The 15,385-nt window shown below is 69.5% G+C and carries 12 protein-coding genes; 7 read left to right on the forward strand and 5 right to left on the reverse strand.

The genetic code is table 11. The features are described from left to right. Nucleotides 1-32 precede the first annotated feature (32 nt). Nucleotides 33-1,862: a glycoside hydrolase family 15 protein gene (locus tag BCR55_RS12180; RefSeq protein ID WP_065494586.1), complete on the reverse strand. Its 1,830-nt coding sequence runs from the start codon at nucleotides 1,860-1,862 to the stop codon at nucleotides 33-35. Nucleotides 1,863-2,095: 233 nt separating this feature from the next. Between BCR55_RS12180 and BCR55_RS12185 the strand changes: the two genes are divergently transcribed. After that, a complete protein-coding gene (locus BCR55_RS12185) occupies nucleotides 2,096-3,268 on the forward strand; it encodes a lactonase family protein (protein WP_053296992.1) in 1,173 nt (390 codons plus the stop codon). Nucleotides 3,269-3,364: 96 nt separating this feature from the next. Here BCR55_RS12185 and BCR55_RS12190 read toward each other — a convergent pair whose 3' ends face one another. Continuing rightward, nucleotides 3,365-7,585 (reverse strand): DNA translocase FtsK, encoded by a 4,221-nt coding sequence (locus BCR55_RS12190; protein WP_244104616.1) that lies wholly within the window; start codon nucleotides 7,583-7,585, stop codon nucleotides 3,365-3,367. Nucleotides 7,586-7,832: 247 nt separating this feature from the next. Here BCR55_RS12190 and BCR55_RS33390 point away from each other — a divergent pair, with 247 nt between their 5' ends. Both BCR55_RS33390 and BCR55_RS33395 read left to right on the forward strand, forming a co-directional pair. Further along, nucleotides 7,833-8,024, forward strand: a complete 192-nt coding sequence (locus BCR55_RS33390) for a hypothetical protein (protein WP_217086238.1) — start codon at nucleotides 7,833-7,835, stop codon at nucleotides 8,022-8,024. A gap of 35 nt (nucleotides 8,025-8,059) precedes the next feature. After that, nucleotides 8,060-8,704, forward strand: a complete 645-nt coding sequence (locus BCR55_RS33395; RefSeq protein ID WP_200053128.1) for a hypothetical protein — start codon at nucleotides 8,060-8,062, stop codon at nucleotides 8,702-8,704. On the opposite strand, the gene BCR55_RS12195 is transcribed toward BCR55_RS33395, so the two are convergent. Further along, nucleotides 8,698-9,243 carry an META domain-containing protein gene (locus BCR55_RS12195; protein WP_006409045.1) on the reverse strand — a complete coding sequence of 182 codons (546 nt, stop codon included), beginning with the start codon at nucleotides 9,241-9,243 and terminating at the stop codon, nucleotides 8,698-8,700. The two genes, BCR55_RS33395 and BCR55_RS12195, sit on opposite strands and share 7 nt — an antisense overlap. Before the next feature lie 201 nt (nucleotides 9,244-9,444). Between BCR55_RS12195 and purT the strand changes: the two genes are divergently transcribed. The 4 genes from purT (at nucleotide 9,445) to BCR55_RS12215 (ending at nucleotide 13,181) form a co-directional block, all read left to right on the forward strand. Further along, complete coding sequence (gene purT, locus BCR55_RS12200) at nucleotides 9,445-10,659, forward strand: formate-dependent phosphoribosylglycinamide formyltransferase (protein WP_006409046.1); 1,215 nt, start codon at nucleotides 9,445-9,447, stop codon at nucleotides 10,657-10,659. A gap of 17 nt (nucleotides 10,660-10,676) precedes the next feature. Next, complete coding sequence (locus tag BCR55_RS12205; protein WP_006398719.1) at nucleotides 10,677-10,862, forward strand: DUF6726 family protein; 186 nt, start codon at nucleotides 10,677-10,679, stop codon at nucleotides 10,860-10,862. A 91-nt stretch (nucleotides 10,863-10,953) separates the two neighbouring features. Next, on the forward strand, nucleotides 10,954-11,337 hold the full coding sequence (locus BCR55_RS12210) for an MliC family protein (protein WP_006405617.1): 384 nt from the start codon (nucleotides 10,954-10,956) through the stop codon (nucleotides 11,335-11,337). A gap of 380 nt (nucleotides 11,338-11,717) precedes the next feature. Then, a complete protein-coding gene (locus BCR55_RS12215) occupies nucleotides 11,718-13,181 on the forward strand; it encodes a DEAD/DEAH box helicase (protein WP_006409057.1) in 1,464 nt (487 codons plus the stop codon). Between the two features lie 204 nt (nucleotides 13,182-13,385). Here the strand turns inward: BCR55_RS12215 and gluQRS are convergent, their stop codons facing one another. Together gluQRS and BCR55_RS12225 are read right to left on the reverse strand one after the other, a co-directional pair. After that, entirely contained in the window at nucleotides 13,386-14,282 is an 897-nt protein-coding gene (gene gluQRS / locus BCR55_RS12220) for a tRNA glutamyl-Q(34) synthetase GluQRS (protein ID WP_065494588.1), read from the reverse strand. Nucleotides 14,283-14,304: 22 nt separating this feature from the next. After that, complete coding sequence (locus BCR55_RS12225; protein WP_006398724.1) at nucleotides 14,305-15,162, reverse strand: sulfurtransferase; 858 nt, start codon at nucleotides 15,160-15,162, stop codon at nucleotides 14,305-14,307. Nucleotides 15,163-15,385 lie beyond the last annotated feature (223 nt).

Below are 15,385 nucleotides of genomic sequence, written 5' to 3' on the forward strand. Positions count from 1 at the left end.
TTGACGTTCTCTTACCATAGCACCGGCCGCGATCAGCGGCCCGTCGCGGCGGCCGGCGCCGGCTGTCCGGCCGCGCGCGCCATCGCCTCTTCGTGGTGCATCAGGTTCATCGCGGTATGCACCAGCGCGACGTGCGAGAACGCCTGCGGGAAATTGCCGACAAGCCGCCCCTCGACCGGGTCGTACTCTTCCGCGAGCAGCCCGAGGTCGTTCGACAGCGCGAGCAGGCGGCTGAACAGCCGATGCGCGTCGTCGATCCGGCCGAGCAGCGCGTAGTTGTCGACGAGCCAGAAACTGCACGCGAGAAACGTGCCTTCGCCGGGTGGCAGGCCGTCGTCGTACTCGGTCGTGCGGTAGCGCATCACGAGCCCGTCGTGCAGCAATTCCCGCTCGATCGCCTCCACCGTGCCGACGATGCGCGGATCCTCGGGCGGCAGGAAGCCGAGCAGCGGCATCAGCAGCACGCTCGCGTCGAGTTCGTCGCTGCCGTAGCTTTGCGCGAACGCCTGCTTGCCGTCGTGCCAGGCCTTCTCGCAGACGTCCGCATGGATGCGGTCGCGCAGCGCGCGCCAGCGCTCGAGCGAGCCCGGCAGGCGGAACATCTCCGCGGACTTGATCGCGCGGTCGAACGCGACCCATGCCATCACCTTCGAGAACGTGAAATGACGGCGGCCGCCGCGCGTTTCCCAGATTCCTTCGTCGGGTTCCTGCCAGATCTTCTCGAGATGATCGAGCAGCGCGCACTGCACCGACCACACCGTATCGTCGGCCTGCAGGCCGCCCACGCGCGCGAGATGCAGCGCGGCCATCACTTCGCCGAACACGTCGAGCTGCAGCTGGTTTGCGGCGCCGTTGCCGACGCGCACCGGCTTCGAATCCTGATAGCCGGGCAGCCAGTCGAGCTCCATCTCGGGCAACCGGCGCTCGCCCGCGATCCCGTACATGATTTGAATCTGCTCGGGCGATCCGGCCATCACGCGGCCGAGCCACGTGCGCCACGCACGCGCTTCGTCGTAGTAGCCGCCGCGCATCAGCGCGAGCAGCGTGATCGTCGCGTCGCGCAGCCAGCAGTAGCGGTAGTCCCAGTTGCGGTTGCCGCCGATCTTCTCGGGCAGCGACGTGGTGGGCGCGGCGACGATGCCGCCGGTCGGCTCGTACGCGAGCGCCTTCAGCGTGATCAGCGAACGGCGCACGGCGGCCGCATAGCGGCCGCGCACCTGGCAGCGGCCCGACCATTCGAGCCAGTAGTTCTCGGTGCGCGCGAGCATCGACAGCGGATCGCGCGCGGGCGGCAGCCGCAGATGCGAGGGCGCATAGCCGAGCGAGAACGGCACGCGCTCGTCGGCGCTTACCGTGAATTCCGCGAGCGTATGCAGGTTCTTGCCGGTGAGCGGTACCGGCGTGCGCAGCACGACCGTGTCGGGGCCGGCGATCGCCTTCATTCCGTCTTCGCGCGTGAGCTGCGTGACCCACGGGATCGAGAAGCCATAGTCGAAGCGCAGCACGAGTTCCATCCGCATCTTCATCGTGCCGCGCCGGCCGACGACGATGCGCACGAGCTCGGACCAGCCGTTGCCGGGCGGCATGAAATCGACGACGGTCACGGCGCCGTCCGCGCTTTCGTAATCGGTTTCGAGAATCAGCGTGTCGCCGCGATAGCGGCGTGTCGTATGCGTAATCGCGACGTCGGCGGCCGGCCCGATCAGCCAGCGACCGTGCTCGGGTGTGCCGACGAGCGCCGCGAAGCAGGCGCCCGAGTCGAACCGGGGCCAGCACAGCCAGTCGACGGAGCCGTCTTTTGCGATCAGCGCGGCCGTGTGGCCGTCGCCGACGAGGGCATAGTCTTCGATCAGGGCGGGCATGGGCGGGCAAATCCTTGTTTCGGGTTCACAATGCGGGCCGCGGACGGACAGCTTCACGCGCTGGCGCCGCGCCCCGTATACTCGATCGAAGGCGGAGCGCATGACGGCCGGCGTTTCGTCCTATCTCAACACTTGAAGCGACTCGATGCAAGGAGGATTCAATGCCCAACCGTTTACGCGAGCGTGACGCACACGCTTCGACACGAGGGTTCCCGCTTAGGCTCGCTCACTGGATGAAAGGTTTCGCGTTCGTGCTTTCCCTGTCCGCGACCCATGCATTCGCGCAGCAATCGCCGGCACCGGCCGACGGCGTCTACAACCTGCTCGTCGGCACCTACACCGACACCGGCAGCGACGGCATCTACGTGTACCGCTTCGATACGAGCACCGGTAGTGTCGCACCGGTATCGTCGGCGAAGACGGTGAACCCGTCGTATCTGTTGCCGAGCCGCGACGGTCGCGTCGTCTATGCGGTCAACGAACTGCCCGGCGATAACGGGCCCGCGACGCAGCGCGGCGGCATCAGCGCCTTCCGTTTCGATGCGAAGACGGGTGCGCTCACGTTCATCGACCGCGTTTCGTCAGAGGGGAACGATCCTTGCTATTTGAGTCTGTCGCCCGACGGCAAGTATCTGGTGACGGCCAACTATTCGGTCGCGGCCGATCCGGGCGGCAGCTTCGCGCTGTTTCCGGTCCGCGACGACGGCGGCGTCGCGCCGGCCGTGCTCAGCGTGCACCACGAAGGGAAGGGGCCCGTCAGAGGGCGGCAGGACAACGCGCACGTCCACTCGACGGTGTTCTCGCCCGACGGCCGCTATCTGTTCGTGCAGGATCTCGGTCTCGACAAGATCTACGGCTATCGCTACACGGTCGACGGCAGCCGCGGGCTGATCAGCCCGACCGACACGCGCTATACGCCGCTGAAGGCCGGCGCGGGGCCGCGCCATCTCGTATTCAGTGCCGACGGCCGGTTCGCGTACGTGACGAGCGAGCTGAACGCGTCGGTCGAGGTGTTCGGCTATCACGACGGGAAGCTCACGCCGATCGAGACCGTGTCGATGATCGCGCCCGGCTTCAAGGGCAAGGTCGGCGGCGGCGCGATCCACCTGTCGCCGGACGGCCGCTTCCTGTACGTGAGCAACCGCGGCGACGCGAACGAGATCGTGATCTACGCGGTGAACCAGGCCGACGGCCGGCTGAAGACCGTCGGTCGCCAGTCGAGCCTCGGCCGGACGCCGCGCGAATTCCTGATCGATCCGACCGGCAAATGGCTGATCGTCGGCAACCAGGACAGCGACACGTTCTACGTGTTCGGCCGCGACGTCGGCAGCGGGCAACTCGCTGCGAATCCGCGCAAGGTGGCGGTCGGCAAGCCGGTCGATTTCAAGCTCGTACCGGTGCAGTAACAACGAACAAGGGCGCTCGCGGCGCCCTTGTTGCTTTCGTGCGGCCGGCCGCGCACCTGGCACGCGCGGCGCAGCCGGCGGTTGCGGCCGAAACGGTCAGTCGGCCGCGGCCGGCACCAGTACCTCGCGGCTGCCGTTGATGCCCATCGCCGACACGAGCCCGGCCGCTTCCATCTGCTCGACGAGCCGCGCCGCGCGGTTGTAGCCGATGCGCAGCTGACGCTGCACCGACGAGATCGACGCGCGCCGCGTGCGCACGACGAACGCGACCGCTTCGTCGTAGAGCGGATCGGCTTCCGCATCGGGCGCTTCGCCGAACAGGTCCTGCGTCGCGCCGTCGGCGGCCGGGCCGTCGAGAATCCCTTCCTCGTACTGCGGCTCGCCGAACTGCTTCAGATATTCGACGATCCGGTGCACTTCCTCGTCGGCGACGAACGCGCCGTGCACGCGTTGCGGATAGCCGGTGCCGGGCGGCAGGAACAGCATGTCGCCCTGACCGAGCAGCGATTCGGCGCCCATCTGGTCGAGGATCGTGCGCGAGTCGATCTTCGACGAGACCTGGAACGCGACGCGCGTCGGGATGTTCGCCTTGATCAGCCCGGTGATCACGTCGACGGACGGACGCTGCGTCGCGAGAATCAGATGGATGCCGGCCGCGCGCGCCTTCTGCGCGAGACGCGCGATCAGCTCCTCGATCTTCTTGCCGGCCACCATCATCAGGTCGGCGAGCTCGTCGATCACGACGACGATCAGCGGCAGCGTCGACAACGGTTCGGGATCGTCCGGCGTCAGCGAGAACGGGTTGCCGATCTTCTTTTCCTTCGCCTCGGCGTCGCGGATCTTCTGGTTGAAGCCCGCGAGATTGCGCACGCCGACCGCCGACATCAGCCGATAGCGCTTCTCCATTTCGCCGACGCACCAGTTCAGCGCGTTCGCGGCGAGCTTCATGTCGGTGACGACCGGCGCGAGCAGGTGCGGGATGCCTTCGTAGACCGACAGTTCGAGCATCTTCGGATCGATCATGATCAGCCGCACGTCGTCGGGTGTCGCCTTGTACAGCAGCGACAGGATCATCGCGTTGATCGCGACCGACTTGCCCGAACCGGTGGTGCCCGCAACGAGCATGTGCGGCGCCTTCGCGAGATCCGTGACGACCGGATGGCCGGTGATGTCCTTGCCCATCGCGATCGTCAGCTGCGACGTCGAGTGCTGGTACTGGCGCGACTCGAGAATCTCGGACAGGCGGATCATCTGGCGCTTCGCGTTCGGCAGTTCGAGACCCATGCAGGTCTTGCCGGGGATCGTCTCGACGACGCGGATCGACGTCAGGCCGAGGCCGCGCGACAGATCCTTCATCAGGCCGACGATCTGGCTGCCGCGCACGCCGAGCGCGGGCTCGATCTCGAAGCGCGTGATCACCGGGCCCGCCGACGCGCCGACGACCGTGACCGGCACCTTGAATTCCTGCAGCCGCTGTTCGATCACCTGGCCCGTCTGCGCGAGATGTTCGTCGGTGATCGGTTCGATCTCGTCGGATGCCGGTTCGAGCAGGTCGAGCGTCGGCAGTTCGACGCTGAACGACGCGGGCGCGTGGAATTCGAACGCGTTCGGACGCGGCTGGCGGGCGGGCGCGGTCGTAGCCGGTTGCGCGGCGGTATCGGCGGCCGGGGCGGCCGGTTCTGCGGCGGGCGCGGCGCCGGATGTGGGCCACGATGGCGGCGCGGAGGCGACGCTCGGCGGGACCGTCGCGATGCCGGAAACCGTCGCGGCAGGGGCGGCCGGCGGGGTTGCCGCGGTAGCGGGTGTGGCCGGCGCCGTGGTCGTGGCCGAAATCATCGCGGCCGGTGTGGTTGCGGTTGGCTGCTGTGACGTCGAGGACGGTGCGGACGACGGAGCCGCGGTGCTCGTGGCGGTCCAGTTCGTCTGGGGCGTCGGATTCGTCGTGGCCGGCGCGTTCGTCGGGTTCGGCGACGGCGCAGTTACGCCGACCGTGGTCGCGAACGTCGTCGGTGCAGACGGTGCCGTGACGGTGGCAAGCGTCGACGGCGTTGCCGGTGCGGTTGCCGGCGCATTCGCGGCAAACGCCGCGAATGCAGCGGTCGTGGGCGGTGCGGCGGTGGTGGCAGCAGCAGAAGACGAAATCGACGCGGCCGGCATGCGCGGCGATGCCGGTTCGGCGATGCTCGCGGTGTCCGCGGCGGCGCCGCCGACAGCAACGCGCGTGTTGCCAATGCCGAAAGCGGGTGCCGGTGCGGGCATCGGCGCAGACGGGCTCGCGCTAGTCGTTACCGATGCGGCACCCGCCGGCGGCGTAGCTGACACAGACGTCGGAGCGGACGGGCTTGCCGTCGTCGTGACCGATGCGGCAGCGGCGGATGGCGTAGCCGGCACAGGCGTCGGAGCGGACGCGCTCGCCGTAGTCGTCAACGATGCGGCGGCGCCGGACGGGATAACGGACGCAGGCGTCGCAGTGGACGGGCTCGCGGTAGTCATCCCCGATGCAGTAGTGGCGGACGGCATAGCCGACACGGGCACCGGAGCGGAAGGGCTCGCGGTAGTGGTCACCGGTACGGCACCGGCAGACGGCGTAGCCGACGCAGGCACCGGAGCGGAAGGGCTCGCCGTAGTCGTCACCGATGCGGCACTAGCGGACGACATAGCCGCAGCAGCCGTCGGTGCGACGGACGGCGTGCCCTCGACGGCAGCCGTTGTTGCCGCGGGTGCGGGTGTCGTCGTGACGGCGGCCGGCATGTCGAAGCGGCTGCTCGACGGTGCGGTCGCGGCCAGTGAGGCGATCGGACTCTGCGGAGCGGCTGCGGCCGACGCGGTTCTGCCAAACTGCTCGCTCTGCTGTGCCGTAGCGGCACGCGACAACGACTGCGTGATCGGGGGCTGAGATGCGGTCGGGCTCGACGTTGCGGGCGTTGTCGATGTCGCAGACGGTGCCGACACCGCGGCCGACGCGAACGGCTTCATCGGCGTCGATGCAAGCGGTGCGCTCGGAACCGGTTGAGCGGCGGTTGCCGAGCCGATCTGTGTGGGTATCGGCACCGACGTCGGCGCAACCGCATCTTCCGCATTGACCGCCGTGCTGGTCGCGGCCTCGACGTCGTTCAATGCCGAAGTCGCGACGACGGCAGAAGCGGCCGTTTGCGCATCATCATGCGGCACGACGACCGGTGCGGATGCAACGGGCGCGGTGCCGGACACGATATCGCCAGACGGCGGCAACGAAGCGGATGCAGGCGTTGCCGCCGCGGTCGACGCAGGTTTCGCCGCGACGGTTGCCGCCGCCTCCCGCGGAGCGCTTGCGGGGCCGACCGTCGAAGCGGCTGCCGTTACCGGCACCGTCGCCGCGACCGCTTGTGGATCGAGCGTCACCGGCGGCGATGCTGCATTGCTCGCGGAAGCGGGAAGGGGAGCGCTCGGTTCGGCATCATGCTGCGCGGCGGCGGCGCCCGAGGGCGCAATTGACGCTTGCACCGCGCCAACTTGCGGTGCGGACTGCGTTTCGGCCGTGCTCTTGTCGTCGATCGCCGAAGTCGATGCAGAGACCGTATCGACGCGGGCCGTGTCGCTTGCCGGCGCGGCGGCAAGCGCGGATGTCTGCGGCTCGGTCGCGGCGATTGTGCCGATCCCGTCTGCGACGCCGGGCGCCAGAGCCGCCGAGCTGCCGATCGACGTACCGACGGCCGCAGCCCGCTGTGCAACGAAATCTTCCCACGGCGCGAGTTCGATCGGCGCGTCTTCCGGCCGGGCAGACGCGCTAGCGATTGCCGAAGCGACCTGCGCGGCCTCGATCTGCGGCGTTTCATCGTCCGCATGCGGCGCCGCGGACGCACGAGCGTCGCTCGTGTGGTTTGCGGACGCGTCGTACCCGGCTTCTGCGCGCGCTTCGACGTCGGTATCGTCCGTGGAAGCGAGGGGAGCCGGCGCGACATCGACAAATGCGGGCAGTACGATTGGCGCGTTGTCGTCGTGTGCGGTTGCCGCCGTGTCGTGCTCGATGGCAGGGGCGACCAGCGGCGCGACGTCGTCCGTCACCGTCGATGTACCGGCACCCGATGCGGCCGACGGCCCAGGCGCAGCAACGCCCGCGGCCGCGCTTGCGTTGGCAACCCCAATCACTCCCGCCGCAGTCGCCGCCGTGCGCGCAGCATCTGCCGACGCCGCGGCGCCGGCCAGCGTCGCCCACTGCGCGGTGCTGGCTTCGATCGAGCGCAGCGTTTCATGCACGCTCGGAGCCGGCGTGATCGGCGCGGCCGGCTTGTCGGCCCACGCATAGAGCGGCGCGCGTTTCTGCGGCGGCGCCGCCACGCGACGGCGCGACGCATCCGCGGACGCGCCGATGCCCGCGGTTCCGCCGGCGGGACGCGCGAGCGGACGCGCCGGCGCGGGCGCGGCAGCGCGCGGCGCGACGGTTGCACGCGGCGCGGCCGGCTGACGGAGTGCGGCGGCCGGGCGCACGGCCGTCGGACGCGGCCGCATCGGCTCGAAGCCGGCCGGCAGCGGTGCCGGGTCAGGACGCGGCTGCGCATTCGCGGCGGCGCGCGCGAGGCTCGCGGTGCTGCCGATCGTCGGCGGCGGCATTGCGCCGGGCGCCGGCGGCGCGGGCGGCACCGGCATCCGCGTGCCGGACGCGGGCTTCAGCCAGCCCGACGGCGCGACGGGCTCCACCGGCGGGCGCGGCACCGGCTTGCTGCGCGGTTTCGGCCGCGCCTGCGGGTCGGGCTTCCACAGCGTCGGACGCGCATAGCGGCCGTTCTGCCGCGGCGCCATCGGATTGACGGTATGCGCGGTGGTCGGCTGCACGATGTCGTCGTCGCGATACAGCGCGCTGCGCGGCAGGTCCGCGATGCCGTGCGCATCGTCGTCGCCGGTGTCGCGCGCCAGCTTCACGCCGAACGACGTGTCGACCCAGGCGGCGAACCGGCGCCAGCCGATGCCGGTGAGCCACGGCAGCCCGGCGAACAGCAGCACGACCATCGCGACCGGCGTGCCGATCGGGCCGAGCACGTGCGCGAAGCCGCCCGCGAACGCATGGCCGAGCGCGTTCGTGTCGGGACCGGACAGCGCGCTCGTCAGCGTGCAGCTCGCGACGAATACGGCCGCAAAGCCGAGCCACAGGCGAATCGAGCCGGGGCCGGCGAGGCCGCCGCCGCCAGGCAGCATCGCCTGCACGAGACGCCAGAAGAGGAGGAGGAACCAGACGGCGGAGATGCCGAACCAGCCGAAAACAACCGTGTGCATGCTTTGAAACGAAGTAAGGCGGGGAGCGCGATGCGCGACCCGCCGAGTTTAACCGGCCGACGACCCGGACAAGGACCAACAGGACACCCGGACAGCGCGGCGCGAATCCGCCGCGCGACCGGTCATGCGGACGATGCGCGCGGAGAAAGGCGGCCGGTCGGCCATCTCCGCGCGCGACGTCATTGACCGCGGCGCGTGAACGTCAGCGTGTCGCCGGCTTCGGTCACGATCTGCAACTGCTGCGGCGCGCGCATCAGCACGCCGGTCTTCGCGATGTGCGCGAGCGCATCGAGGTACGCGCGTTCGAGCTGGCCGCCGAGCGTGTTCGGACAGGCCATCCGCGTACCGGCGAGCGGCCCGAAGCTCAGCAGCCCGTTCTTCACGTTGTACGGACCCATGTAGCGGTTGCAGCCCGAAAACCCGCTCGCATGCCGAACGCCCGATTGCGTCGACAGCTGAAGCTTGATCGGCTCGCCGTTGTCGCCGTGCGGAATCGCGCGCGGCGTGCCGTCCGCGTTCTGCCAGCGCGTCAGCTCCCAGCTCGTGTCGTCGAGCAGCTGGACCGCGGCGGGGTTGTACGGATCGGGTGCGGGGGCGGCGGAATCGGGGTGGGTCGGCATCGCGCAGGCGGCGAGAAGCGTGGCAAGGGTCAACGCGCAGAGCGGCGCGCGCAGCGGGCGAAGCAGGCCGGCGCGTGCGCGTGCGGTGGCGGACGGGTGGAACATGGGCCTCGTGCCTCATCGGATTCTGAACAAGGCGTAAGAGTAACGCACCCGCGCCGCGCGAGGCGAGCCGACACGCGGCGCGCGAAAACGTTCGCGGCCCGGCCGCGCGCCGCATCCGACGGCGGCGAAGCGCGCGAACCGGCCCGGCCCGCGTGTTAACATCGGAGCCGTTTTCGTCCTCCACCAGAAGCGGGAAATCACATGCAGATCGGTCAGCGGCTCGGTACGCCGCTTTCGCCGTCGGCCACGCGCGTCATGCTGCTCGGCGCCGGCGAGCTTGGCAAGGAAGTCGTCATCGCGTTGCAGCGACTCGGCGTCGAAGTCATCGCGGTCGACCGTTACCCGGATGCGCCGGGCCATCAGGTCGCGCACCGCGCCCACGTGATCGACATGACGGACGGCGCCGCGCTGCGCGCGCTCGTCGAGGCCGAGCGTCCGCACCTGATCGTGCCGGAGATCGAGGCGATCGCGACCGACGCGCTCGCGCAGATCGAGGCGGCCGGGCTTGCCGAAGTGATCCCGACCGCGCGCGCGACGCAATTGACGATGAATCGCGAAGGCATTCGCCGGCTCGCGGCCGAAACGCTCGGGCTGCCGACGTCGCCGTATGCATTCGCCGAGTCGTTCGACGAGTTCGCGGCCGCGGTCGCGCAGATCGGCATGCCGTGCGTCGTGAAGCCCGTGATGTCGTCGTCGGGCAAGGGGCAGTCGGTCGTACGGACCGAAGCCGACGTGAAGCCCGCGTGGGACTACGCGATGGCGGGCGGTCGCGTGAATCACGGTCGCGTGATCGTCGAGGGCTTCATCGACTTCGAATACGAAATCACGCAGCTGACCGTGCGCGCGATCGATCCTGTCACGCTCGACACGCGCACGTGGTTCTGCGAGCCGATCGGCCATGTGCAGGTCGCGGGCGATTACGTCGAATCGTGGCAGCCGCAGCCGATGCGCGCGGCGGCGCTCGAGAAATCGCGCGAGATCGCGCACAAGGTCACCGAGGCGCTCGGCGGGCGCGGGCTGTTCGGCGTCGAGCTGTTCGTGCGCGGCGACGAAGTGTGGTTCTCGGAAGTGAGCCCGCGGCCGCACGATACGGGGCTCGTCACGCTCGCATCGCAGCGCCAGTCGGAGTTCGAATTGCACGCGCGCGCGATTCTCGGGCTGCCGGTCGACGCGACGCTCGGTTCGCCGGCCGCATCGGCCGTGATCTACGGCGGGCTCGACGCGCGCGGGATTGCCTTCGAAGGCGTGCGCGACGCGCTCGCGGTGCCGGGCGCCGATCTGCGGCTGTTCGGCAAGCCGGAAAGCTTCACGAAACGGCGCATGGGCGTCGCGCTCGCGACGGGCGCGAACGTCGACGAAGCGCGCGAGCGCGCCAAACGTGCGGCCGCGGCCGTCCGGCCCGTAGCGGGCAACTGATCAACCGGGAGTGCGCCATGGCGCCGATCTGGATGCGTATCGCAAAACTGGCCGCCGCAGCGGCGCTTGCGGCGGGCCTTGCCGGCTGCGGGCTGGCCGCCGCGCCGTGCCGCATCGCCTCGGCCGGGCTCAAGATCGTACCGGTCGTCGGCCACGTCGCCGCGGCGCCGACCGACGCATGCGCCGACGTGATCGATCCGTGACCCGTGCAGACAGCGCACTGCCCATAACCGACAACGACAAGCCGCGCGCCGGCGAGGCGCGCATTTTCATTCGTCTTCCGAGAGGACCTGCATGATTCGTCAAACCGTCGCCGCGCTCGCGCTGGCCGGCCTTACCGTTTCCGTCGCGCATGCGGCGCAGCTGACCATCGAGGAAATCGACGCCGATGCGCGCCAGACGGTCGCGTATCAGTGCGCGAACCAGCCGCAGCCGGTGCGCGTGTCGTACTGGCTCGCGGGCAACGGCCAGAGCTTCGCGCTCGTGCCCGTGAACGGACAGCGGCTGCTGTTCGTCGATACCGTGTCGGCGTCGGGCGTGCGCTATCAGGCCGGCCGCTATACGTGGTGGACGAAGGGCAAGGAAGCGACGCTGCGCGACGAAATCGCCGACGAGAAATCGCCGCCGCTGCTCGCGGACTGCGTGCAGGTCGACAAGAAGAAAAAGCGCAAGGGCTGAGCGGCGACCGAGCGGCGCGAAAGCGCGCCGGGTCCGGCCGGATTGCGACTCAATCAGGGCTCGAACGCTGCGCCGGACGCGGGTCGCCCTCCGTCTGCGAAGCCGCCACAGGCATGCGGCGAACCGCCGTGGCGGCCGTTCGCGGCGTTGTCACGGACAGACGGCCGCACGGTGCTACAATACGGCCCTTTCCGCCGGCATTCGCGCCGAACGGAGTCCGCACGGCCTGGCGTCCGACGTTCGCATCGAACCGGTCCCAAGCGCCAGAGCGGCGCCGCGCGGCGCGCCGCGGCTCCGTCTACTTCCGAAATGTGATGAGCGCAGGCCCGGCCGGCCTGACGCGCGATGTCCCCGCCGCGCCTTTTGAGCGAAACGCCACCATGTCCGATTCTGTCGCCAAGCCTGTCGACGCCACCTTCGATCAATTCGGCCTTGCCGCCGATATCCTGAAAGCCATTGCGGAGCAGGGCTATACGACGCCGACGCCGATCCAGGCGCAGGCCATTCCGGTCGTGCTCGCCGGCCGCGACGTCATGGGCGCCGCGCAAACGGGCACCGGCAAGACCGCGAGCTTCTCGCTGCCGATCATCCAGCGTCTGCTGCCGCAGGCGAACACGAGCGCGTCGCCCGCGCGCCACCCCGTGCGTGCGCTGATCCTCACGCCGACGCGCGAACTCGCCGACCAGGTCGCCGCGAACGTGCACGCATACGCCAAGCACACGCCGCTGCGCAGCGCGGTCGTGTTCGGCGGCGTCGACATGAACCCGCAGATGGCGGAACTGCGCCGCGGCGTCGAGATCCTGATCGCGACGCCGGGCCGTCTGCTCGACCACGTGCAGCAAAAGACCGCGAACCTCGGCCAGGTACAGATTCTCGTGCTCGATGAAGCGGACCGGATGCTCGACATGGGCTTTCTGCCCGACCTGCAGCGCATCCTGAACCTGCTGCCGAAGGAGCGTCAGACGCTGCTGTTCTCGGCGACGTTCTCGCCCGAAATCAAGAAGCTTGCGTCGACGTACCTGCGCAACCCGCAGACGATCGAAGTCGCGCGCAGCAACTCGACGAACGCGAACGTCACGCAGATCGTCTACGACGTCGCCGAAGGCGACAAGCAGGCGGCGGTCGTGCAACTGCTGCGCGATCGCGGCCTCAAGCAGGTGATCGTATTCTGCAACAGCAAGATCGGCGCGAGCCGGCTCGCGCGTCAGCTCGAACGCGACGGCGTGGTCGCATCGGCGATCCACGGCGACAAGTCGCAGCTCGAGCGGATGCAGGCGCTCGACGCGTTCAAGCGCGGCGAGATCGAGGCGCTCGTCGCGACCGACGTGGCCGCGCGCGGTCTCGACATCGCGGAACTGCCGGCCGTGATCAACTTCGATCTGCCGTTCAACGCGGAAGACTACGTGCACCGGATCGGCCGCACGGGCCGTGCGGGCGCGACCGGCGACGCGCTGTCGCTGTGCAGCCCGAACGAGCGCAAGCAGCTCGCCGATATCGAGAAGCTGATCAAGCGTCCGCTCGAGATGCAGACGCTCGTGCTCGACAAGCCGGCGCGCCATCGTCATGAAGAGCGCGGCGGTGAACGCGGCGGCGAGCGCGGCGGGCGGCGCGATCGCGACGAGCATCGCGGCGCGTCGGGCCGCCGGTCGCCCGGTGCGGAGCGTGGGCATCATCGCCGCCACGAGCCGCCGGTCGACGATTTCTTCCTCAAGCCGTACGAGCCGTCGGCGCCGGCCAAGCAGGCCGAAGACGCGAAGCCGGCGCAGCCCGAGAAGAAGACGCCGAAGCGTCAGGTTGCCGCGTTGCTCGGCGGGTTCGGCATGCCGCGCAAGCCGACGAGCTGAAGCACGCGCTGAAGCGGTGCGCCGGTCGCGGATCGGCGCAGCGTGTGGAACGGAACCCCGGCGGGCGCATGCGACTTGGCATGCGCCCGTTTTTGTTGGGCATTCGGGGCTGGAGCGGCACGCGCGGCGGTGCGATGCCGTGCCGCGTGGCGTATAGGCTTGCGCGTCGCAAGCGCGCCGGGCGCTCGCTCGGCGTAGCGACCGTTATTGCGCGCGCGGCCCGAACCGGCGCGCCCATGCGTCGGTCGCTGCTGCGTAGAACGCATCGAGCGTCGTACCGGGCAGCGGGCGATCGGGCGTGCCGAGCCCGAGATGCGTGGCAGCCGCCTGCAGTGGCGGCAGCGGATCGTCGCGTTCGAGCGCTGCAGCGCCCGTTTGCTTGCTGAGCTTTTCGCCGTTCGCGTCGACGACGACCGGAACGTGCAGGTACGCGGGTGTCGGCACGCCGAGACAGCGCTGCAGATAGATCTGCCGGGCCGTCGAATCGAGCAGGTCGGCGCCGCGCACGACATGCGTGATGCCGGCGTCGGCATCGTCGACGACGACCGCCAGCTGATACGCCCATTGCCCGTCCGCGCGCTTCAGCACGAAATCGCCGACTTCGGTCGCGAGGTTCTGCGATTGCGCACGTTGCCAGCGATCGTCGAACGCGACGATCGCGGCATCGCCGTCCGGCACGCGCAGGCGCCAGGCGCGCGCCGGCTTGCCGCGCAGGCCCGTGCGGCACGTGCCGGGATACGCGAGCGTCGTGTGGCGCTCGTGCGCGGCGCGCAGCGAATCGGCGATTTCCTTGCGCGTGCAGCCGCACGGATAGACGAGGCCGGCGGCGACGAGCCGCTCGAACGCGGCCGCATACGCGGCTTCGCGCGTGCTCTGCCACACGGGCGGCTCGTCCGGCGTCATCCCGAAATGCGCGAGCGTCGCGAGGATGTCGTCAGCCGCGCCGGGGACCGTGCGCGGCCCGTCGATGTCCTCGATCCGCACGAGCCACGCGCCGCCGTGCGCGCGCGCATCGAGCCAGCTCGCGAGCGCGCCGACGAGCGAGCCGAAATGCAGCGGACCGGTGGGCGACGGCGCGAAGCGGCCGCGATAGCCGTTCATCGGCAGTGCGCGTGGCGCGCGCTTACGCCGCCGCGTCGGCCGTGTGCGCGCAGGCCGGGCACGACTTGCCGGGCACGTAGCTCGGCGACTGCTGCGCCTCGGGTGTGACCACGGCGCGGCACGCGAAGCAGGTGACGTCGCCGGCCGGCTGCAGTTCCGGCGTCAGCGCGGTGCGATAGTCGAACACGAAGCAGTCGCCGTGATAGTGCGCGCCGCCGACTTCCTCGAAGTACTTCAGGATGCCGCCTTCGAGCTGATACACGTTGTCGATGCCGATTTCCTTCATGTGGATCGCGGCCTTCTCGCAACGGATGCCGCCGGTGCAGAACGACACGACCGTCTTGCCTTCGAGGTCGGCGCGGTGCGCGTCGATCACGTCGGGAAACTCGCTGAACTTGCCGATCCGGTAGTCGAGCGCGCCGTCGAACGTGCCGACGTCGACTTCGAACGCGTTGCGCGTGTCGAGCATCACGACCGGCCGGCCGTTGTCGTCGTGACCGCGATCGAGCCACGTCTTCAGCGTGCGCGCGTCGACCGACGGCGCGCGGCCGAGCTCCGGCTTGATCGCGGGCTTCTTCATCGTGATGATTTCGCGCTTCAGGCGCACGAGCATCCGGCGGAACGGCTGCGAGTCGGACAGGCTTTCCTTGAACTGCAGCGTCGCGAACTTCCCTTCGAACAGCGGATCGTGGCGGATGTAGTCGATGAACGCGTCGGTCGCTTCGCGCGTGCCGGCGACGAACAGGTTGATGCCCTCCGGGGCGAGCAGGATCGTGCCGCGCAGGCCGAGTTCGTTGCAGCGCGCGGTGACGAGCGGACGCCATTGCTCGTTCGCGTCGAGCGACACGAAGTGATAGGCGGCGAGGTTGACGATGGTCATGGTGGTCGGACGGTAAAACGGCCGCGACCGTGCGAGCGCACGGTGGCCCGCAAAAAAGGGTGCGAAGCCGGGCGGAGATTCGAAAACCCGTATTATCCCGCAAACCGCGTCGTCGCCGACACCCGGCCGAACGGCCAGGCCGCGACGGCGCGCCGCAGGCATCGGCCGAACGGCCGGCACGGGGGATTTTTTGGGCAGCCTGCGCGGCGACGCGGCTACAATA

The organism is Burkholderia sp. CCA53 (genome assembly GCF_001685525.1).
Classification (GTDB): Bacteria; Pseudomonadota; Gammaproteobacteria; order Burkholderiales; family Burkholderiaceae; genus Burkholderia; species Burkholderia multivorans.